17 protein-coding genes are annotated in these 19,297 nt (G+C 64.7%); 8 read left to right on the forward strand and 9 right to left on the reverse strand.

The window, feature by feature from the left end; genetic code table 11:
• Positions 1-47 precede the first annotated feature (47 nt).
• From PFU01S_RS16085 to PFU01S_RS16100, 4 genes are all read right to left on the reverse strand, one after another.
• On the reverse strand, positions 48-1,706 hold the full coding sequence (locus tag PFU01S_RS16085) for an ATP-dependent DNA ligase (RefSeq protein WP_027915336.1): 1,659 nt from the start codon (positions 1,704-1,706) through the stop codon (positions 48-50).
• The gene (locus PFU01S_RS16090) at positions 1,703-2,719 is read right to left on the reverse strand and encodes a ligase-associated DNA damage response exonuclease (protein WP_023535285.1); all 1,017 of its coding nucleotides are present in this window, start codon (positions 2,717-2,719) and stop codon (positions 1,703-1,705) included. Before PFU01S_RS16090 ends, PFU01S_RS16085 begins: the two co-directional genes overlap by 4 nt.
• A gap of 114 nt (positions 2,720-2,833) precedes the next feature.
• Positions 2,834-5,275: a penicillin acylase family protein gene (locus PFU01S_RS16095; RefSeq protein ID WP_028687595.1), complete on the reverse strand. Its 2,442-nt coding sequence runs from the start codon at positions 5,273-5,275 to the stop codon at positions 2,834-2,836.
• A 190-nt stretch (positions 5,276-5,465) separates the two neighbouring features.
• Positions 5,466-6,806 carry an aminotransferase-like domain-containing protein gene (locus PFU01S_RS16100; RefSeq protein ID WP_028687596.1) on the reverse strand — a complete coding sequence of 447 codons (1,341 nt, stop codon included), beginning with the start codon at positions 6,804-6,806 and terminating at the stop codon, positions 5,466-5,468.
• A 131-nt stretch (positions 6,807-6,937) separates the two neighbouring features.
• On the opposite strand from PFU01S_RS16100, the gene PFU01S_RS16105 reads away from it, so the two are divergent.
• Entirely contained in the window at positions 6,938-8,155 is a 1,218-nt protein-coding gene (locus PFU01S_RS16105; protein ID WP_028687597.1) for an MFS transporter, read from the forward strand.
• Between the two features lie 37 nt (positions 8,156-8,192).
• On the opposite strand, the gene PFU01S_RS16110 is transcribed toward PFU01S_RS16105, so the two are convergent.
• The 4 genes from PFU01S_RS16110 to PFU01S_RS16125 are packed head-to-tail and all read right to left on the reverse strand — an operon-like array spanning position 8,193 to position 9,850.
• Positions 8,193-8,390 carry an SEC-C metal-binding domain-containing protein gene (locus PFU01S_RS16110; protein WP_023535239.1) on the reverse strand — a complete coding sequence of 66 codons (198 nt, stop codon included), beginning with the start codon at positions 8,388-8,390 and terminating at the stop codon, positions 8,193-8,195.
• Between the two features lie 7 nt (positions 8,391-8,397).
• The gene (locus tag PFU01S_RS16115) at positions 8,398-8,874 is read right to left on the reverse strand and encodes an LEA/WHy family protein (protein ID WP_027915331.1); all 477 of its coding nucleotides are present in this window, start codon (positions 8,872-8,874) and stop codon (positions 8,398-8,400) included.
• 2 nt (positions 8,875-8,876) lie between these two features.
• Positions 8,877-9,353 (reverse strand): YchJ family protein, encoded by a 477-nt coding sequence (locus PFU01S_RS16120; protein WP_027915330.1) that lies wholly within the window; start codon positions 9,351-9,353, stop codon positions 8,877-8,879.
• Between the two features lie 2 nt (positions 9,354-9,355).
• On the reverse strand, positions 9,356-9,850 hold the full coding sequence (locus tag PFU01S_RS16125) for a DUF6231 family protein (protein WP_027915329.1): 495 nt from the start codon (positions 9,848-9,850) through the stop codon (positions 9,356-9,358).
• 158 nt (positions 9,851-10,008) lie between these two features.
• Here PFU01S_RS16125 and PFU01S_RS16130 point away from each other — a divergent pair, with 158 nt between their 5' ends.
• The 3 genes from PFU01S_RS16130 (at position 10,009) to PFU01S_RS16140 (ending at position 11,917) form a co-directional block, all read left to right on the forward strand.
• On the forward strand, positions 10,009-10,713 hold the full coding sequence (locus PFU01S_RS16130) for a PA1041 family peptidoglycan-binding anchor lipoprotein (protein WP_027915328.1): 705 nt from the start codon (positions 10,009-10,011) through the stop codon (positions 10,711-10,713).
• A 177-nt stretch (positions 10,714-10,890) separates the two neighbouring features.
• Positions 10,891-11,166 carry a DUF1145 domain-containing protein gene (locus PFU01S_RS16135; RefSeq protein ID WP_027915327.1) on the forward strand — a complete coding sequence of 92 codons (276 nt, stop codon included), beginning with the start codon at positions 10,891-10,893 and terminating at the stop codon, positions 11,164-11,166.
• Positions 11,159-11,917, forward strand: a complete 759-nt coding sequence (locus PFU01S_RS16140) for a hypothetical protein (protein ID WP_027915326.1) — start codon at positions 11,159-11,161, stop codon at positions 11,915-11,917. Before PFU01S_RS16135 ends, PFU01S_RS16140 begins: the two co-directional genes overlap by 8 nt.
• 15 nt (positions 11,918-11,932) lie before the next feature.
• Here the strand turns inward: PFU01S_RS16140 and PFU01S_RS16145 are convergent, their stop codons facing one another.
• On the reverse strand, positions 11,933-12,397 hold the full coding sequence (locus PFU01S_RS16145; protein ID WP_027915325.1) for a CopD family protein: 465 nt from the start codon (positions 12,395-12,397) through the stop codon (positions 11,933-11,935).
• Positions 12,398-12,495: 98 nt separating this feature from the next.
• Between PFU01S_RS16145 and dinG the strand changes: the two genes are divergently transcribed.
• The 4 genes from dinG (at position 12,496) to PFU01S_RS16165 (ending at position 19,297) form a co-directional block, all read left to right on the forward strand.
• Complete coding sequence (gene dinG / locus PFU01S_RS16150; protein WP_027915324.1) at positions 12,496-14,640, forward strand: ATP-dependent DNA helicase DinG; 2,145 nt, start codon at positions 12,496-12,498, stop codon at positions 14,638-14,640.
• A gap of 78 nt (positions 14,641-14,718) precedes the next feature.
• Positions 14,719-16,965: a beta-galactosidase gene (locus PFU01S_RS16155; RefSeq protein WP_028687598.1), complete on the forward strand. Its 2,247-nt coding sequence runs from the start codon at positions 14,719-14,721 to the stop codon at positions 16,963-16,965.
• Positions 16,966-17,050: 85 nt separating this feature from the next.
• Positions 17,051-18,196, forward strand: a complete 1,146-nt coding sequence (locus PFU01S_RS16160; protein ID WP_028687599.1) for an EstA family serine hydrolase — start codon at positions 17,051-17,053, stop codon at positions 18,194-18,196.
• A 99-nt stretch (positions 18,197-18,295) separates the two neighbouring features.
• Complete coding sequence (locus PFU01S_RS16165) at positions 18,296-19,297, forward strand: OmpA family protein (RefSeq protein ID WP_027915321.1); 1,002 nt, start codon at positions 18,296-18,298, stop codon at positions 19,295-19,297.

Raw genomic sequence — 19,297 nt, forward strand, 5'->3', positions numbered from 1 at the left:
GCCGCCAGCGCCTCACGCCAGCCCCTCGCCGCCACCTGCGATCCCGATCAGGCCAGCAAGGCCTGCAAGGTCGCCAAGTCGTCAGCCTCCTCGACAGGCTTGTCCAGACGCCAGCGCAACATGCGCGGAAAGCGCACGGCAATGCCGCTCTTGTGGCGCTTGGACAGGGCGATGCCTTCAAAGCCCAGCTCGAACACCAGCGTAGGCGTGACGCTGCGCACTGGGCCGAAGGTTTCCTGGGTGGTCTTGCGCACGATGGCATCGACCTTGCGCATCTCCTCGTCGGTCAGGCCGGAATAGGCCTTGGCGAAGGGGATCAGCGTGCGGTCCGGGGTGCCGGCAGGGCTGTCCCAGACCGCGAAGGTGTAGTCGCTGTACAAGCTGGCGCGCCGTCCGTGACCCCGCTGGGCGTAGATCAGCACGGCATCGACGCTGAACGGGTCGATCTTCCACTTCCACCAGGTGCCCATGTCCTTGGTGCGGCCAACGCTATACAGGGCCTCGCGCTGCTTGAGCATCATGCCTTCCACGCCCAGGCTGCGTGACTGCTCCCGCTGCCGGGCAAGGTCCGCCCAATCGGGCCCTTCGAGCAGTGGGGAGAGCAATACAGGTGCCAGTGGGGAGGCCTCAAGCACGCGCTCGAGCTGCGCGCGCCGTTCATGCTGCGGGCGACTGCGCCAGTCCTCGCCTTGCCACTCCAGCAAGTCATAGGCCTGCAACACCACCGGGGCATCGCTCAGCAATTTCTTGCCCAAGGTCTTGCGACCCAGGCGCTGCTGCAGCAGGGCAAAGGGCTGCACGGACGCCTCTGCCTTGGCATCGCTCGCTTTCCAGACCAGGATCTCGCCATCGAGCACCACGCCATCGGGCAGGGTCTGGGCCAGGCTCTGCAACTCGGGAAAACGTTCGGTGACCAGCTCCTCGCCGCGCGACCAGACCCACAACTGCCCGTCGCGCTTGACCACCTGTGCCCGGATGCCATCCCACTTCCATTCGATTTGCCAAGCGCTGGGCGGCCCGAGCAGCGTATCGAACTGTTCGACCGGGGCCTGCAGAGGGTGCGCGAGAAAGAACGGATACGGCTGCCCACCACGCTGGCTATGCTCATCGGCAGATTCGGGCGCGATCAGTTGAAGGTAGCGCTCGGCGGTTGGCCGGTGGCTGATGTCGGTATACCCGACCAGCCGCTGGGCTATCCGCTTGGCATCCAGCTCCGCCAACTGGGCCAGGGCACGCGTGACCAGCAGCTTCGATACGCCGACGCGGAAACTGCCGGTGATCAGCTTCAGGCACAGCATCAGGCTGGGGCGATCCAGCCGTGCCCACAAAGGTGGCAGACGTTGCTGGAGCTCTTCCGGGGGCAGGCCGCGCAACGGCAGCAGGTAGCTTTCGACCCAGTGCGCCAGGCCTTCGTCATCGCCCTCCTGGGTGTCGGGCAGCAGCAGCGAAATGGTCTCGGCCAGGTCGCCTACCGCCTGGTAGCTTTCCTCGAACAGCCAGTCCGGCAGCCCTGCCATCGCGCCAGCCAGTTCGCGCAGTACCCGAGTGGGTACCAATTGACGCGGCCGCCCGCCCGCCAGGAAATACACCGCCCAGGCGGCGTCCTGGGCCGGTGCGCTGGCGAAGTATTCACGCAGGGCCTGGAGCTTGGCATTGCTGGAGGTGGTGCCATCGAGGCGCAGGTACAGTTCGGCGAAGGCTTTCATGCGCCCGTCTCCCCAGCTGTAGCGTCATCTTCCTCACCGTATTCGGTAACGAATGCGCGGGCGTCGAGCCCCTGTTCATTCAGGTAGCGCACCAGCACGCCCACCGATCCATGGGTGACCATGACCCGTTCGGCGCCTGTCTGGCCGATGGCCCACAGCAGCCCAGGCCAATCGGCGTGGTCCGAGAGCACGAAGCCCCGGTCCACACCGCGTCTGCGCCGGGTGCCGCGCAGCAGCATCCAGCCACTGGCGAACGCGTCGCTGTAATCGCCGAAGCGTCGCATCCAGCTGCTGCCGCCAGCGGACGGCGGGGCCATCACCAGGGCGGTGCGCAATAGCGGGTCGTTGCGTGCAATATCGCCGGCATAGCGGGTTTCAGGTAAATACACGCCCGCTTCGCGATACACCCTGTTCAGCGGCTCGACGGCGCCGTGCACCAGAATCGAGCCGATGCTGGGGTCCAGGCCATGCAGGATGCGCTGCGCCTTGCCGAAGGCGTAGCAGAACAGCACGCTGGCCTTGCCCTGTTCGCTGTTGGCCCGCCACCAGGCGTTGATCCCGGCGAACACATCCGCCTGGGTCGGCCAACGGTAGATGGGCAGGCCAAACGTCGATTCGGTGATGAAGGTATGGCAGCGTACGGGCTCGAACGGCGCGCAGGTGCCGTCGGGCTCGACCTTGTAGTCGCCCGACGCCACCCACACCTCGCCTTGATACTCCAGGCGCACCTGCGCCGACCCCAGCACATGCCCGGCAGGGTGCAGGCTCAAGGTCACGCCGTGGTGCAACAGGCGCTCGCCGTAGGGCAGGGTCTGCAAATTGATGTCCATGCCCAGGCGGCTGCGCAGGATGCCGGCGCCCGGGTCTGCGGTGAGGTAGTGGCGATTGCCGGAACGCGAGTGGTCACCGTGACCATGGGTGATCACGGCGCGGTCTACCGGCCGCCAGGGATCGATGTAGAAATCGCCGGGCGGGCAGTACAGGCCTTCGGGTCGAGCGATGACGAGGTCCATGGCACACGCACTGGTAGGGAGTTACCAGTTAGGAGCCGCTGCGGCCAGGGGAAGTTCGACCGGTGGTTTCTTCACCCCTTGACCGCCGCAAGCGCTGCACGCCGCCGGCCGTTTCTACTTGCCCGGTACCAGGGTCAGGCGCTGGGTGCCATAGGCACGCGCGAAGTGCTGAGGCGCAAGGGGCATGACAGCGAAGCGGCCCTTGAACCAGGCCTCAAGGCCATCCCCGTAATGTGGGCTGGCCGGATTGCCGGACTGGCCGCTGCTGGTCAGCACCTGGAGGGGTTCAGCCTGGCTGAAGTCCACGATCAGCCGCGCCGATGCCGGCAGGCGGGTGACGAAGTCGCTTCCCCAGGCGTAGGGGGTGAAGGCAAGCGTGCTGAAGTCGCCGCCTGCAGGCTGCGCAGGGCGGCTGATGGCATCACCCAGCCCATGGTAGGCCGGTGCAGGCCATTCGTATTGGTGCAGTTTGCCCCATTGCCAGGCGCTGCGGTCGGTGCCCAGTTGGGCGATGCCCGTGTCCATTGCCGCGACCAGGCTGCGGGCCAGGATGGCGGGTTTGTCTTCCTTCTGTGGCGTACTGCGGTCGTCCCAGAACGGGCTGTCATCCCGGCCCAGCAGGTGATCGGCCTGTGCCGAGAACGACAAGCGTGCATTGCTGACCAATGCCTGCCAGGCCGCTCCCGCTTCCGGTCCCAAGTCATCGAGGAATGTCTGACGGGCGACAGCCTGGAGGAACAGGGCGTACAGCGCAGCATCTGCCGACACTGGGCTCAAGCGACCATCGAATGCCTTGAGCCTAGCCAGCGCCGTACGGGCCTTTTCGCGCTGATCGGCGGGCAAGGCATTGATGGCCTGCTGCAGCGGGCCTGCCATGCCTGGCGCTTCGAACATCTGCTTGAGCTTGCCGGCCAACAAGGTGACCTGGTCGTTCTGCAGCGCCATCAGGCTGCGGCTATCAAGGCGGCCACTGCCGGCGAGCTGGCCCAGGCGCTCGGCACGCTCCGGGTAGTACCAACTGCTCGACAGCTGCATGCCGTAGCCGCGCGGCAGGCTGCGCTGGTTGGCGTGGCCGATCCAGCCAGCGGTCGGGTCCTGATCGTATGGGTGCAGCATGGGGTCGGCATAGCCATCCCAGTCATAGCGCCCGTCCCACCCCGGCGAAGGCAACAGGCCTTGGCCTTCTCGGCGATTGGGGTAGCGCCCGCTCACCTGCCAGCCAATGTGCGATACTTCGGCGAAGACGAAGTTCAGCGCCGCAGCCGTGACATCACGGGTGCTGTCGAATGCGCGCTCCACGGTCTTGGCGCGGGTCAGGTCGAACAGTGCATCAAGGCTGCGATCGCCCTTGAACTGCGGCAGGTTCAGTGCAAGGCCCAGGCTGGCATTGCCCGACTGGCCAAGTAGCGTGCCATGGCGCGTGTCGTGCATCACTTCGCGCACTGGGCGCTCGCCGCGCACCAGGAAGGTCTCGGTGTGCGCCCTGGCTGCAACCCATTTGCCGTCCGCCAGGTAACTGACCTGATTGCCCTGGTGGCGCAGTTTTTCCAGGAACAGGTCCTGGTTGTCGGCCATCACCGCGCTGCTGGTCCAGGCCAGCTGGCCGTTGTAGCCAGCCAGCACGATCGGCAGGCCCGGCAGCGACAGGCCGGCCACTTGGTACTTGCTGGAGTGGATCTGCACCGGGCTCAGCGCCCAGGCTGCACGGCTGTCGCTGGCCAGCAGGCTCTTGCCGCTGCGGCTGCGTTGCGGGCCGATGGCCAGGTTGGCCGAACCGGGACTGCCCAGCAGATCAAGGTCGCCCAGTTTTTGACTGGCAGCTGCCAGGGCAGACAACCCCGGCAACTGACTGGCAAGGTCCAGGCCCTTGAGCTTGGCTGCTTCGCCTTCGGGAAGCGGTTCGTCGGCGGCACCGGGTAGCAGCCAGGCCAGCTTGTCGCTGCCGACTTTCTGCGCCAGGGTCAATGCACTGATCTCTTCTTGCAGGTTGACCGACTGACTGAAGGCATACAGCGAAAACATCAGCGCGCAGTCTTCGGGCTTCCAGTACTCGGGGCGGTAGCCGCTGTTGGCCAGGTCCGCTGGCAGCTTGTCGCGGTAGCGGAACAGGTAGGCGTTGACCCCGCGCGCATAGACGTCGAAGAAGCGCTTGAGCCGTGGCGATGCGTCGGCGTACAGCTGCGCCGCGCTTTGCTTGAGGTTGGCCGCCCGCATCAAGCGGTCGATATCCAGTGCATCACGGCCGGCCACTTCAGCCATGCGCCCTTGGGCGAGCAACCGCATGGCGACCATCTGCTCAATCCGGTCCCCGGCATGCACGTACCCCAAGGTGAAGAGCGCGTCATGGAACGAGCTGCTCTCGATCAGCGGAGCGCCCATGGCATTGCGCCTGACCGACACGTTCTGGGCCAGGCCCTTGAGCGGCTGCACGCCGCTGGACGGCGGCAGGCTGTCCTGTTGGGCGGTGGTCTGGCAACCGGCCAGGCCAAGTGAACCGAGCAGCAGGGCAGCCGTTGCAGCGCGCGGGCGGAAAAAGAAAAGGGCGGGGGCGGCCATGGCAAGGCTCCTGCAAGGCGTAGCGGGTATGGAAAGGCGCTAAGGTAGTGAGCAGGCCGCCTGGGTGCAAGGCCTGCCCCGGCTTTATTTCGGCACACTGCCCCAGCGGTGAATGAGTGGCAGGACTCTGTCGGCAATTTGCCAATCCGTGGCCATGACGCTGGGGTACCCAAGCGCGCCTTGCAGTGGGTCAAACCTCGAAATGCTCAGCCATGGCGTCGGAAAAGTGCGTGCAGTTGATGCGGGTGTACTGCACATAGTTACGTGTGATCGCAAAGGATTCGCCAGGCATGAGCAGCACATCGTGCTGTTCGAGTTGGCGCACGAACGGATGCAGGTCGGCGATATCGGGGTGATGGACCCACAGAAACATGCCGCCTTGGGGCGTGATATCGAAGCGCCAACCGCGGTCTGTCAGCGTGCGCTGGGTCTGAACCTGCTGTCGAATCAGGCGTTGCTGCAGATCGCTCATGTGCCTGGCGTAGGTGCCGTCGGTGAGGATGGTGTTGACGAAGCGCTCGCAGAACGCAGGCACCGCCACGCAGGTGAGCAGTTTCAGGCGCATGAGCGGTTCGACCAGTGCAGCCGGGCAAGCGATGTAGCCCACGCGTAGCGAGGCGGACAGGCATTTGGAGAAACTGCCGATATAGATGACCTGCTGCAGGTTGTCCAAGCCGGCGAAGGTCTGGCGTACACCCGGGCTGAAGTCGCCATAGACATCGTCTTCGACGATGTAGAAGCCGTGTTCGATCGCCAGTCTCAGCACGCCGAAGGCGTTGTGCGGGCTGACGTTGCTGCCGGTGGGGTTGTGGAATGTGCTGTTGCAGAAGAATGCCTTGACCTTGTGCTGGACCAGGTGCCGCTGCATGTCCTCAAGGTCCGGGCCGTCTTGCAGCCGACGGATGCCGATCACGTGCCCGCCGGCCAGCTGGATCAGCTTGATCAGGTTACCGTTGCAGGGCTCGTCGACGAACACGTGGTCGCCAGGGGCGATCAGCAGACGGGCCACCAGGTCCAGGGCCTGGGTGGCGCCCAATGTGCTGAGTAATTGCTGTGGACCTACATCGATCTGGGTCATGCGCCGCAGGTGCACGCACAGCTGCTTGCGCATGGGCAGGTAACCCTGGATGTCGCCGTAATCGGCCAGCGAGCTTTGTTCCAGGCGCGCCGTGCGACGCACAGCCTTGGCCAGCAGCTCGGTGTCGCGCCAGGCAGGGGGCAGCCAACCGCAGCCGAGCTTGGTGTAGTGCTGGCCGCCTTGCAGCAGTTTGAACAGCGCGTCCCCGGCCATATGCCCAGGTGCCTCGTCTCTGGCTGGCGGCCGAGCGGTGCCGGCCACGAAATAGCCACGCCCTGGCACGGCCGTCAACAGCCCTTCGCTGACCAGGCGCCCATAGCTGGACACGACCTCGTGGTAGGTCGCACCCGTGCTGGCCGTGAGCTTGCGAATCGACGGCATGCGTTGCCCTGGCAGCCATTCGCTGGCAGCCAGACGCTGCCGGAGTTGATGAAGCAGAGTGTCAGCACGCATCGACGGGTCCGCCAGTGTTAGAAAAAACAGCCTAACAGTTAGCTGGAAACCGCGTCGACTGTTCGCCCGTGCTCGGCCGATCAGTGAGAAGCTTCGGCGCATTCCATTCCTGCATCATCAGCGAGCACGCCATGACCGAAACCCTGCCAGCACGCACCTACCTGTATTTCATTGCGCAGTCGGTCAACCTCACCACGGCTGTGATGTCCGTGACCATGGCGGCCCTGGTCGGTGCTGCTCTGGCGCCCGATCCTGCGTGGTCAACGGTGCCCTACGGGTTTCAGTTTCTCTGCGTGATGCTGGCGACCTACCCGGTGTCGTGGCTGATGGGGCGCATCGGTCGTCGGCGCGCGTTCATGCTGGGTGCTCTACCCTTGGCCCTGTCCGGCGTCAGCGGGTTCCTGGCCGTGCAGCACCAGCACTTTGTTGCCCTGATACTCAGCCACTGCGCATTGGGGGTGTATATCGCGTTCGCCAACTTCAACCGGTTTGCCGCTACCGACAACCTGACGCAACACCTCAAAGCGCGGGCGCTCTCACTGGTGGTGGCAGGCGGAGTGATCGCGGCAGTGGTGGGGCCGGCCTTGACCGGTTGGCTCAGGGATGTGGGTGGGTATCCGCTGTTCTCGCTGTGCTACGCCGCCTTTGTCGGCCTGGCGCTCGTGTCGTGGTTGATAGCCCTTTGCTTGCCTAAAGAGAAACCGGTCAATCGCCCGCAGCAGGACCTGCGAGCGTGCGAGGTAGGGCAGCTTGCGTCACGCAGGGTGCTGGTGATGGCGATGAGCGTGGCAGCGCTGGGGTACGGCATCATGAACCTGTTGATGATCCAGGCTTCGCTGCACATGAAAGGTATGCACCAGGACTTCTCCGACGTGCGCATGGCCATCCAGTGGCATGTCGTGGCGATGTTTGCGCCTTCGTTCTTCACTGGCAGCATCATTCAACGGTTGGGCATCAAGGTGACGATCTGTGCCGGGTTGGGCCTGTTCGTGGTGAGCACGGCCTTGAACATGGGGTCTAGCAGTTATGCCGTGATGACGGCGGCACTGATAGCCCTGGGCCTGGGCTGGAACCTGACCTACGTGGGCGGGGGGGCGCTGCTGGCGCAGGCATTGCAAGATAGCCCGGGGGCGATGCGCCTGCAGGGCAAGAATGACCTGGCCATCGCCGTGTGTGCCACCCTCGGCGCCTTTACGCCATCCTTGTTGCTGGACACCGCAGGCTGGACGGGCACCAACGGTCTATGCATGGTGCTGTGCCTGGGGCTGTTGCTGGCCACCGCGCTTCGGTTGCCAGCCAAGCCAGGCACCTCGGCGCCCGGGCTGCAGACCGCACCGCGCCCGCGCTAACGGACAGGCGCGGTGCTGTCAAACGGCGGGGCGGCTATCAGGCGCCGTGGCACTTCTTGAATTTCTTTTCGCTGCCGCAGGGGCACGGGTCGTTGCGGCCAACATCCTTGAGGGCGTTGCGCACCGGCTCCTGGTGACCGTGGTTGCAGTGCGGCCCGTGGACGTGGCCGTGATCATGGTGATGATCGTGGTCGTGGTCGCAGTCAGGGCCGTGAACGTGAGGCTGTTGGGACATTGCAGGGTTACTCCAGGTAATGATCGCCGGGCATTATCTCACCACCGCGCAACAAGTGCAGGTTCCGATGGATCAACAGGCCGGTGCCCAGTTCGGCCTTGAGCGTGTACTTCAAAGGCTGGTGGCTCTTGAGCATCTTGGCCAAGGGCTTGAGGCGCTGCCACAGGTTGGTTCGGGCGGTGATCTTGAAGGTGCGCTGGTCGTGCCCGCCAACACTGCGCCACAGGCTGGCTTCGTCTTCTGCCAGCAGCACATCGTTCAACCGCAGGGCATAGGACAGGTTGCGGATGAACAGGCGGCTGTCGTTGGGGTTTTCCACCCGCACGTGGAGCACGAATTCCTGTTGCAGCAGGCGGGCCTTGACCGTTTCCACCCTGACCAGGTGGATCTCCGGTTGCCGCCATGGCTCACCACCCCAGCTGACGCAGCCGGCCAGGAGCATCACCAACAAGGCAGGCAGCAGGACACGCAGGCGGGTCATCATGCTCAGCCACCCACATAGCTGGCGCAGCATTTCTTGAATTTCTGCCCGCTTTGGCAAGGGCAGGGATCGTTGCGCGTGGCGTTCAGGCCAACGGTGGGGTCGATGAAGTACCAGCGGCCATCGTGCTGCACGAAGGCTGAGCGCTCGCGGTGCTGGTGATCACCGTCCTGGTCGTGCCAGCGGGCAGTGAAGGTGACGAAGCCGTGTTCAGGCTGGCCACCGATCAGCTCGGCGTCTTCCACTTCCAGGCCCAGCCAGGTGCTCTGGGCACTCCAGGCGGCCATGGCGGCGCGATCGAGGCCGGCCTGTTGGGCTGGCAAGGTGGTCGCCACCAGGTAATCGACCAGCCCCAGCACATAGGCGCTGTAGCGTGAGCGCATCAGGGCTTGGGCGTCCGGTGCAGGCGTGCCGGCGTGGTAATGCCCGCAGCAGGCGTCGAGCAAGTTGCCACTGCCGCATGGACAGACCGAAACACTCATCATCACCACCAGTATTTGCCGAAGTTTTCAGGGTTGGCCCAGAACCGCGCATTCAGCCAGTCAGGGACCTGCTTGTAGTCATGTAGATCATAGGTGAACAGGCTCAGCACCTGCTGGTCGCGTTGAAACTTCTCACTGGCCGACAGGGCCAGGGCGAAGAAGTCCGTGTCTTGCCAGCCGCAGGCGGCCAGGTCGGCCAGCACTGCGACTCGACTGGCGTTGAGATTGCGAATGCCACCCAGCAGTTCCAACCCGTTGCGCTTGGGCAGGTGTTCCAGGCAATCGACCAGAAGCGCCAGGTCAAAGCGCTGGGCTGCCAGTTCAGCCGGCAGCGGGCCCGGCGGCGCGCACGCCAGGCTCGCTTGTGGGTGGGCCTGCAGGAAGGCGTCAAGTGCCGGGAACCGCGTGCCCACCAGCAACAGGCGTTGCGGGGACACGCGCTCGAGCAAGGCGGCAAGCGCCTGCTGCGGTGTGCGTTGGGAAAAACCGTCGGTCATTGCCAGTCCTCATCAAGATCAGCCAAGACTATCGGGCCAGAGCCTGTCGGCATAGGGCCGTGGCATCCGGTCATGGCAAATGGCTGGCAGGCTGTGCAAGCAGCGTCTTTACTGCCCTGATCGGCCACGATGCCGATCCCCCCAAAAGAGGCGATGAGATGAGCATAGTACGCACAGCTGTACCTCTGGTTCTGCTCACCAGTGTGTTGACTGGTTGCGCGGGTTTGCAAAAAACCGACTGGCCCAAGTGTGCGGCGGTCGGCGGTGTGGGCGGCGCAGCGCTGGGCGCGATCGAAAGCTCGAGCTGGGCAGGTTGGGGCGCACTGCTCGGGGGCGGCCTTGCAGCGGGGTATTGCTGGGCCCATGGTGATGGCGACGAAGACGGCGATGGCGTACCCGACAGCCGTGACAAGTGCCCAGGGACGCCGCGCGGCGTCCAGGTCGATGCCAACGGTTGCCCGCCGCCTGCACCGCAGGTCGAGGCCGTGGTCGTCGAGCAAGTGGTGGTCGAGAAAGAAGAGGTGATCGTCATCCGCGATGTGCATTTCGAATTCGACTCTGCACGGCTGACCGCCGCCGACAAGCAGCGCCTCAATACCATCGCTACGCGCCTGAAGCAGGAAGCGCCGTCGGCCCGCCTGAGCGTGAGCGGCCACACCGACAGCGTGGGTGCCGACAGCTACAACCAGAAACTTTCCGAGCGCCGTGCCCACTCGGTCACCGACTATCTGGTCGAAAGCGGCATCCCGCGCAACAGCTTCGTGTCCGTGGTCGGGGCTGGCGAATCCCAACCTGTGGCTGACAACGCCACCGCCGAGGGGCGTGCCATGAACCGTCGTACGGAGATCAAGATCCAGCGCTGAAGCAGCAGCGCCCGCCCAGCGTATCGGCGCGGGCGCTTTGCAAACGCCATAGACGGTAATGGCCGGTGCCCATACATTGCCAAGCGCAGTGTGCGCTGGCGTGAGTCCCGACCGAGCGGTTAATGTGAAATGGTCGCGTTGGCCATCCCGGCAGTACGCCATACGGTGGGGCAGAGCATGAAATTCATCTTGAGCCTGGGCAAGCTCCTGACCATAGTCTTCTGGGGTGTAGTGCTGTACAACCAGATGGTGCCGCAACCTGTGCCGCTGAACCTATTGATCAACGCCACAGGCCTGTTGCTGGTGCTGCTGCATTTGCTCGAAATGCTGTTTTTCAATGCCAGTCTGCGCGGCCGTAGCCATCGCTGGTTCGACCGTCTGCAGATCCTGTTGACGGGCATTTTCCACATCATGTCCATCCCCCGCGCGCAAGAGGCGCCACGAAATGCGTAATCTGATGTTGTTCGCCCTGTTGGCTGCGCCGCTTGCGCAGGCACAGAACCTCGAAGTACCCGCCAATTCCATGCTGCGCTTGCCGACCAAGTCGGCCGAGGTGCATCTGGAGCAGCTCAGGGTGGCGGACGATGCCACCTTGCTGCTTCCCGCCACGCTCGCCTCGCTGACGGTCGATCGGCTGGAGCTGGGCCGTGATGCGCGTATCGCCGTGGCGCCGGCCGATACCCCGCTCCTGATCGAAGCGGCCAGTGCCAGCCTGGGTGAAGGCAGTGAGTTCAGTGCGCCGGGCGCGCCTGGGACTTATGAACGTGCCGCGCGTTCAGGGCGCGGGCTCGACCTCAAGCTTGCCCAGGTGCAGGGCGAACAACTGTCCATCGACGCCCGCGGCGGCGCGGGTGCGCCAGGGTTCGCCGGGCTCGATGGTGCCAACGGCCAGGCCGGTGGCTGCACCTGGGGCCGTGCCAGCCGCGGCTTCAACGGGGATGATGGCGGCAATGGCCACGACGGAGCACCGGGTGGTCGAATTCGCCTGAGCGTGCCCGAGGCCTTCCCTGCCGAGCGCATCAGGGTGCGCCTGGACGGTGGCGCGCCGGGCAAGCCTGGGGCAGCAGGCCAGGCGGGCAAGGGCGGTGCGAGCAAGGGTTGCCTGGTCTACCGCACCTCGCCGGGCAACAGTGGCCGCGCCGGGCAACCCGGTCAGCCAGGCCTTGCCGGGGCTGCCGGCGAGCTGATCCTGCAGCGACTCTGATCGCTGCGGGTACGCTCAGAACATCAGGCGGGCACTGGCCACGGCGACCACGGCCAGGCCCAGCAGCAGGTTCACCCCCACCATCCGGCGGATGCGCCCCAGCACGGCCGCCGCGCCTGGCCAGTCCTCGGCCTGGACCGCCGTTTTCATTTCTGGCAGCAGCAACGCCTGGATGCGCATGAACAGGGCGAACATGACGATACCGCCCCCGATCATCACCTGGACATACCGCGGCGCGGTTTCGAAGCCATTGAAGCGCAGGTGAATCATGCCCACGCCGCTTATCGCCAGAATCGCCACGGCCACCCAGACCCAGCCGAAGAAGCGTCGGAAAACTTCCACCCACAACCGCAGCCTGGCAGGCCCGTCCAGCGCTGCAACCGTTGCCGGGCGCAGCACCATCCAGGCGAAGAACATGCCACCCACCCACACCAGGGCGGCCAGAACGTGCAGGGTGTAGGGCAGGGCAAAGGCAGTCATCCGGATCTCCATGCGGCATAAACAGCGTGAGCGGGGTATGATAGCCGCCCTATGCGCGATACTGAAAATATATCCAGCCCTTCGGGCGCCTGCACACCATGATCAGCACTGAACTCAAAGCCACCATCCAGGGCGCCTACACGCGATTTCTCGAAGCCAAGAGCCTCAAGCCGCGTTACGGCCAGCGCCTGATGATCGCCGAGGTGGCCAAGGTCCTCGGGGATATTCCCTGCGACGACGAAGGCCGCCGTGCCGGCGAGCCCGCCGTCGTGGCGGTGGAGGCGGGCACCGGTACCGGCAAGACGGTCGCCTACAGCCTGGCGGCCATTCCGGCGGCCAAGGCGGCAGGCAAGCGCCTGGTCATCGCCACCGCGACCGTGGCGCTGCAGGAGCAGATCGTCTTCAAGGACCTGCCTGACCTGATGCGCAACAGCGGGCTGAATTTCAGCTTTGCCCTGGCCAAGGGACGGGGCCGCTACCTGTGCCTGTCCAAGCTCGACATCCTGGTCCAGGAAGGTCATGCCCAGACGTCCCAGGCGCAGCTGCTGGAGGAAGAAGGCTTTCGCATCGACGTGGACGAGCGCAGCCTGAAGCTGTTCAACAGCATGATCGAAAAGCTGGCCGGCAACCGCTGGGACGGTGATCGCGACAGTTGGCCAGAGAGCCTCGAAGACGAGGACTGGGCACGGCTGACCACCGACCACAGCCAGTGCACCGGCCGCCACTGCCCCAACTTCCAGCAGTGCGTGTTCTACAAGGCCCGTGAAGGCATGGGCAAGGTAGACGTGATCGTCACCAACCACGACATGGTGCTGGCCGACCTGGCGCTGGGCGGCGGTGCGGTGCTCCCGGCCCCCCGCGACACCATGTACGTGTTCGACGAAGGGCATCACCTGCCAGACAAGGCCATCGGCCACTTCGCTCATTATTCACGGCTGCGTTCGACGGCCGACTGGCTCGAGCAGACCGCCAAGAACCTGACCAAGCTGCTGGCCCAGCACCCCCTGCCGGGTGACCTGGGCAAGCTGATCGAGCAGGTCCCTGAGCTTGCCCGCGAAATCCGCACCCAACAGCAGTTCATGTTCACGCTGTGCGAGCAGGTGGCCGATTTTCGTCCAGGCGAGGACAACGAAGGCCGAGAACGCCCTCGCTATCGTTTTCCAGGTGGCGTGGTGCCCGATGAAATCCGCGAGGTTGGCGTCGAGCTGAAAAAAGGCTTCGCCCGCCTGAACGATGTGTTCACCCGCCTGACCGACCTGCTCAAGGAAGGCATGGGCGGCGAGGTCAGCATTGGCATCGCCAGCCACCAGGCCGAGGAGTGGTACCCGCTGTTCGGTAGCCTGCAGACCCGTGCCCAGGGCAACTGGGAGTTGTGGACGGCGTTCACCGCCGAAGACCCCGAGGACAGCCCGCCCATGGCCCGCTGGCTTACCTTGGCCGAGAGCGGGGCCCTGTTCGATATCGAGGTCAATGCCAGCCCCATTTTGGCGGCCGAGATGCTGCGGCGCAGCTTGTGGAACGTGGCACACGGCGCCTTGGTCACCTCGGCGACCCTGACCGCGCTGGGCAAGTTCGACCGCTTTCGCATGCGCTCGGGATTGCCCCGCGATGCAGTTTCCTGCGTGGTGCCCAGCCCGTTCGTGCACGGTGATGCAGGCCTGCTGCGGGTACCGGACCTCAAGGCTGACCCCCGTGACGCCGCTGGCCACACCGCGGCCATCATCCGCGAGCTGCCGGGCATCGTCGAGGATGCCCGTGGTGCGCTGGTGTTGTTCTCGTCACGCAAGCAGATGCAGGATGTGTTCGATGGCCTGGACCGGGACTGGCGCAAGCTGGTGCTGATCCAGGGCAACCTGTCCAAGCAGGAAACCCTGAACAAGCACAAGGCCCGCGTCGACGACGGCCAGCACAGCGTGCTTTTCGGCCTGGCCAGCTTCGCCGAGGGCGTCGACTTGCCGGGGGCCTATTGCGAGCATGTGGTCATCGCCAAGATCCCGTTCGCCGTGCCTGACGACCCCGTCGAGGCCGCCTTGGCAGAATGGATCGAAGCGCGAGGCGGCAATCCGTTCATGGAAATTGCCGTACCCGATGCCTCGTTGCGCCTGATCCAGGCGTGTGGCCGACTGTTGCGCACCGAGCAGGACCGCGGTGTCATCACCTTGCTGGACCGGCGCCTGGTCACCCAGCGCTACGGCAAGGCTATCCTCAATGCGCTGCCGCCATTTCGGCGGGAGATTTCCTGACGGCCGGAGCGCTTGCGCCGGCACGTTGTCCAACCTCAGTCGTGGGCCATGAGGGCCCTGAAGGAGAGACTCCGCCCTATGGTTCGCCGTACCTTGCCCGCTGTCATCGCTTTGCTGTTGAGCCCGCCGTTGCTGGCGGGGCAGCAGACGTTGTTCAGCTTCGTGCGCCCGGCCTCAGTGGTCAATGTCGAAACCGTGGACGCCGGCATGCCCCAGTACAACGCCGAGCAGACCGCTCAGGGCGAGGTGTTGCGACGCGTGGTGTTCAACGCTGCCGAGCGTCCGACCTTGCGCATGAGCCCACAGAGCGGCACTTGGGACTGGTCTTCCGGCCGCTACCTGACCCTGCGTCTGCAGAACGCGATGGCCTGGGCGCTGACCTTGGATGTGACGGTGAAGGGCAATGACGGCCGTACACTGACCAGCCGCATCGACTTGCCGGCAGGGCCTGCGCAAACGGTGATGGTGCCGTTGACGGCGCGTTCGCCCCTGCAGGAAGGGCTGCGTGCGGGCCCACCCATGCCGTGGAGCTTTAGCGGCCAGCGCGTGCTGCTCGGCAGCAGCACGGGCGCGGTGGACCTTGCACAGGTCGCTGCGGTCAGCCTGAGCATCCCTGCCCCCAAGGCAGCCCAAAGCCTGCTGATCGAACGCATGGGCATCCAGGATGACGACCAGGCATGGCAAGCGGCCTACCACGAACTCATCGATGCCTACGGGCAGTCCACGCGCGGCACGTGGCCTGAGAAAGTGACCAGCGACGAGCAACTCAAGGCGAGCGCCGGGCGCGAACAGCAGCAGATCAAGGGGTGGCTGGCCGAGCGTGAAAAGCAGCCACTGGATACCTATGGCGGCGTGACAGCGGGCACGCCCTTCGAGGCGACCGGGTTCTTTCGCACCGAAAAACGTGAGGGGCGATGGTACCTGGTGACGCCGCTGGGCCACCCGTTCTACTCCCTGGGCGTCAATGCCGTGGCCGCAGATGGCGGGCGCACCTATGTGGCGGGTCGCGAGGCCATGTTCAAGGCGCTGCCGCAACAAGGCGAGCCCTTGTCCGCCTTCTATGGCGAGGGCAACAACGATGATGGCAATGCCTCGTCCCAGGGGCGCGCCTTCAAGAAGGGGCGCTGGTTCGACTTCTACGCCGCCAATCTCGAACGCACCCACGCAGCCCCTTGCCAGGTGGCCGACCCGCAGGCGTCAGCGCAGCCGGTCAATTGCCCGCCCGCCAAGTTGGACAGCGCCCGCTGGCAGCGCCATACGCTCGACCGGCTGCAGGCCTGGGGCTTCAATACACTGGGCAACTGGAGCGATGCGGCCCTGGTCGAGCAGCAGCGCGTGCCCTATACCTTGCCGCTGTCCATCGTGGGCGATTACGCGAGCATCAGCACCGGCATGGATTGGTGGGGCCGGATGCCCGATCCCTTCGACCCACGCTTTGCCATGGCCACCGAGCGGGCCGTGGCCATCGCCGCCCGCGATCACCGCGATGACCCTTGGCTCATCGGTTACTTTGCCGACAACGAGCTGGCCTGGGCGGCCCCGGGCGATGACCCGAAGGCGCGCTATGGGCTGGCCTACGGCACCTTGCGCCTGACCACCGACGTACCGGCCAAGCGCGCTTTCCTCAAGCAGTTGCGTGACAAGTACCGAAACCAGGAGGGCTTGTCCAAGGCCTGGGGCATCGAACTGGCGGCCTGGGAGCTGATGGAAGACCCTGGTTTCGAGGCGCCACTGCCCAGCGCGGAACACCCGGAAATCGAGCGTGACTACCAGTATTTCCAGCAGGTGTTCGCCCAGACCTATTTCAAGACCCTCTCCGACTCGCTCAAGTGGCATGCCCCCAACCACCTCTTGCTGGGCGGTCGGTTTGCCGTGAGTACACCCGAAGCGGTCAAGGCCTGCGCCGAGTTCTGCGATGTGCTCAGCTTCAACTTCTATACCCTCAAGCCTCAGGATGGCTATGACTTCGCGCGCCTGGCAGAGCTGGACAAGCCGGTGCTGGTGTCCGAGTTCCAGTTCGGCTCGCGCGATCGCGGGCCTTTCTGGCCGGGGCCGGTGGAGGTCGCGCGCGAGGAAGACCGCGGGCCTGCCTATGGCAATTTCCTCAAGGCGGCGCTCGCCCAGCCCATGATCGTTGGCGCCCATTGGTTCCAGTACCTCGATCAGCCTGCCAGCGGCCGTTTGCTGGACGCAGAGAACGGGCACCTGGGGTTGGTTGCCATCACCGACGTGGCTTACTCAGGCTTCGTCCAGGCCGTGCGCAAGAGCAATCTGGAGGCATTGGACCAGTTGCGCACTCACAGCCAAGCACCCGCGTCGCCGTGACGTGCGATGCGCGCCTGTAGGCAAAAGGCCGAACTACTGAAACAATGCAGGCCCTTTTGCCAACATGCCGCATGGAGAACACAGGGTGCAGATTCAGGGTCATTTCGAGCTGAAATTCGAAGCAGTGCGCGAGGCCTTCGCGGCGCTGTTCGATGATCCCCAGGAACGCGGGGCTGCGCTGTGCATCCAGGTGGGTGGTGAAACGGTAGTGGACCTGTGGGCGGGCACCGCCGACAAGGATGGCCAGCAGCCATGGCACAGCGATACCATCGCCAATCTGTTTTCCTGCACCAAGCCCTTTGCCGCCGTCACCGCCTTGCAGTTGGTGGGCGAGGGCAAACTTGAACTCGATGCCCCGGTAGCGCGTTACTGGCCTGAGTTCGGTCGGGCGGGCAAAGAGGCCATCACGCTGAGGCAACTGCTTAGCCACCGTGCCGGGCTGCCTGCGATTCGCGAATTGCTGCCGGCCGAGGCCCTCTACGACTGGCAGGCAATGGTCGATGCCCTGGCCGCGCAAACGCCGTGGTGGACACCGGGCAGCGAGCACGGCTACGCCGCCATCACCTTTGGCTGGCTGATCGGCGAGTTGATTCGTCGCGCCGATGGGCGCGGCCCAGGCGACTCGATCGTGGCGCGTACGGCGCGGCCGCTGGGGCTGGACTTCCATGTCGGGCTGGCCGACGAGGAGTTCTATCGGGTAGCCCATATCGCGCGTGGCAAAGGCAACCCCGGTGACGCCGCTGCCCAGCGCTTGCTGCAGGTCACGCTGCGCGAGCCCGAGGCATTGTCCACAAGGGCGTTTACCAACCCGCCCGCCATTCTGACCAGTACCAATAAACCGGAATGGCGGCGCATGCAACAACCTGCTGCCAATGGCCATGGCAATGCCCGGAGCCTGGCTGGGTTCTATGCAGGCCTGCTCGATGGCAGCCTGCTGGAGTCGGACCTGCTGGAGGCGTTCACCCGCCAACACAGCCTGGGCCAGGACCGGACCTTGCTGACCCAGACGCGCTTCGGCCTAGGGTGCATGCTCGACCAGCCCGATGTGGCCAATGCCACCTTCGGCCTGGGCGCTCGCGCATTCGGTCACCCCGGTGCCGGGGGCTCGGTCGGATTTGCCGATCCGGAGCGAGATGTGGCTTTTGGCTTTGTCGTCAATACCTTGGGGCCCTATGTGCTGATGGACCCTCGTGCCCAGAAACTGGTGCGCGTGCTTGGGCAATGCCTTTGATCGGTTAGTGCGGGTATTGACCAGCCTCTTTGACTATCCTCAATGCCGACGCCTCAAGAGTGTGGGCAAAATTCCTTTCTAATTCATGGTGTATCGCTGATGTCTTCACATAAAACCTTAGCACTCGCCCTGTGCCTGACCGCTGTCACCGGCTGCGCCAGCCATCCCGAGGGTTCTGCCAAGAGCGCCAGTTCAAGCTGGTGGCCATTCGGCTCGGACAAGGTCGCCGAACAGGAAGTGAAGGCAGCAGTCACGGAAAAGGTCGCCAAGGCCGACGCCAAATCCGAAAGCACCAGCCGCTGGTGGTGGCCATTTGGCGGTGAGCAGAAGCAGGCCCAAGGGCCGGTGGTGCCGAAGATCGACCAGCAGGCCACCCAGGCCTGGTTGGACGAGTACGAGCCCAAGCTGCGCGAGGCCATCAAGGACAGCAAGCTGGAGCTCGAGCGGCGCGACAACGTGCTGGCAGTCACCTTGCCAGTGGACGGTGCGTACAACCCTGACCGTCCGAACATGTTGTTGCCCGTCACCCTGGGCCCTATCACCCGCGTGGCCAAGACGGTAGAAGGCGACCCCAAGACGGCCGTACTGGTCCTGGGCCACGCCGACACCAGCGGCGTGGTGGCTGCCAACCAGAAGCTGAGCCTTGAGCGTGCTGCCTCGGTGTCGGCCATTTTCCGCCTGAGCGGGTTGCAACGTGACCGCCTGATCCTCAAGGGCATGGGCTCGGTGATGCCTCGCGCCGCCAATGACAGTGCCGAAGGCCGTGCGCTGAACCGCCGCGTGGAAATGCTGCTGACCCCACAGAACACCATGGTCGCGCTGCTGAGCAAGTATCAACAGGCCACACCAACGCCGTCGCCAGCCACCATGGTGGCCGTGCAGGATGCCAAGGCGCCTGTGTCCAAGGCTCCAGCCGCCAAAGCCCAGCCAAGCAAGGCTGCAGCCAAGCCAGCCGTCAAAACCGCTGCCAAGAAACCTGCCGCCAAAGCCAAGACCCCGGCCAAGACGGCGACCAAGAAAGCGGCGACCGCCAAGCCTGTCGCCAAGAAAGCTGCCACTGACAAGAAGGTAGCCTCCAACAGCCCTGCGAAGACCAACTGA

Source organism: Pseudomonas fulva NBRC 16637 = DSM 17717, assembly GCF_000730565.1.
GTDB classification, from domain to species: Bacteria; Pseudomonadota; Gammaproteobacteria; order Pseudomonadales; family Pseudomonadaceae; genus Aquipseudomonas; species Aquipseudomonas fulva.

Bases quoted from the DNA above. Each gene is read 5' to 3' on its own strand.
- PFU01S_RS16085 (WP_027915336.1), bottom strand. From the start codon at position 1,706: ATGAAAGCCTTCGCCGAACTGTACCTGCGCCTCGATGGCACCACCTCC.
- PFU01S_RS16090 (WP_023535285.1), bottom strand. From the start codon at position 2,719: ATGGACCTCGTCATCGCTCGACCCGAAGGCCTGTACTGCCCGCCCGGC.
- PFU01S_RS16095 (WP_028687595.1), bottom strand. From the start codon at position 5,275: ATGGCCGCCCCCGCCCTTTTCTTTTTCCGCCCGCGCGCTGCAACGGCT.
- PFU01S_RS16100 (WP_028687596.1), bottom strand. From the start codon at position 6,806: ATGCGTGCTGACACTCTGCTTCATCAACTCCGGCAGCGTCTGGCTGCC.
- PFU01S_RS16105 (WP_028687597.1), top strand. From the start codon at position 6,938: ATGACCGAAACCCTGCCAGCACGCACCTACCTGTATTTCATTGCGCAG.
- PFU01S_RS16110 (WP_023535239.1), bottom strand. From the start codon at position 8,390: ATGTCCCAACAGCCTCACGTTCACGGCCCTGACTGCGACCACGACCAC.
- PFU01S_RS16115 (WP_027915331.1), bottom strand. From the start codon at position 8,874: ATGATGACCCGCCTGCGTGTCCTGCTGCCTGCCTTGTTGGTGATGCTC.
- PFU01S_RS16120 (WP_027915330.1), bottom strand. From the start codon at position 9,353: ATGAGTGTTTCGGTCTGTCCATGCGGCAGTGGCAACTTGCTCGACGCC.
- PFU01S_RS16125 (WP_027915329.1), bottom strand. From the start codon at position 9,850: ATGACCGACGGTTTTTCCCAACGCACACCGCAGCAGGCGCTTGCCGCC.
- PFU01S_RS16130 (WP_027915328.1), top strand. From the start codon at position 10,009: ATGAGCATAGTACGCACAGCTGTACCTCTGGTTCTGCTCACCAGTGTG.
- PFU01S_RS16135 (WP_027915327.1), top strand. From the start codon at position 10,891: ATGAAATTCATCTTGAGCCTGGGCAAGCTCCTGACCATAGTCTTCTGG.
- PFU01S_RS16140 (WP_027915326.1), top strand. From the start codon at position 11,159: ATGCGTAATCTGATGTTGTTCGCCCTGTTGGCTGCGCCGCTTGCGCAG.
- PFU01S_RS16145 (WP_027915325.1), bottom strand. From the start codon at position 12,397: ATGACTGCCTTTGCCCTGCCCTACACCCTGCACGTTCTGGCCGCCCTG.
- dinG (WP_027915324.1), top strand. From the start codon at position 12,496: ATGATCAGCACTGAACTCAAAGCCACCATCCAGGGCGCCTACACGCGA.
- PFU01S_RS16155 (WP_028687598.1), top strand. From the start codon at position 14,719: ATGGTTCGCCGTACCTTGCCCGCTGTCATCGCTTTGCTGTTGAGCCCG.
- PFU01S_RS16165 (WP_027915321.1), top strand. From the start codon at position 18,296: ATGTCTTCACATAAAACCTTAGCACTCGCCCTGTGCCTGACCGCTGTC.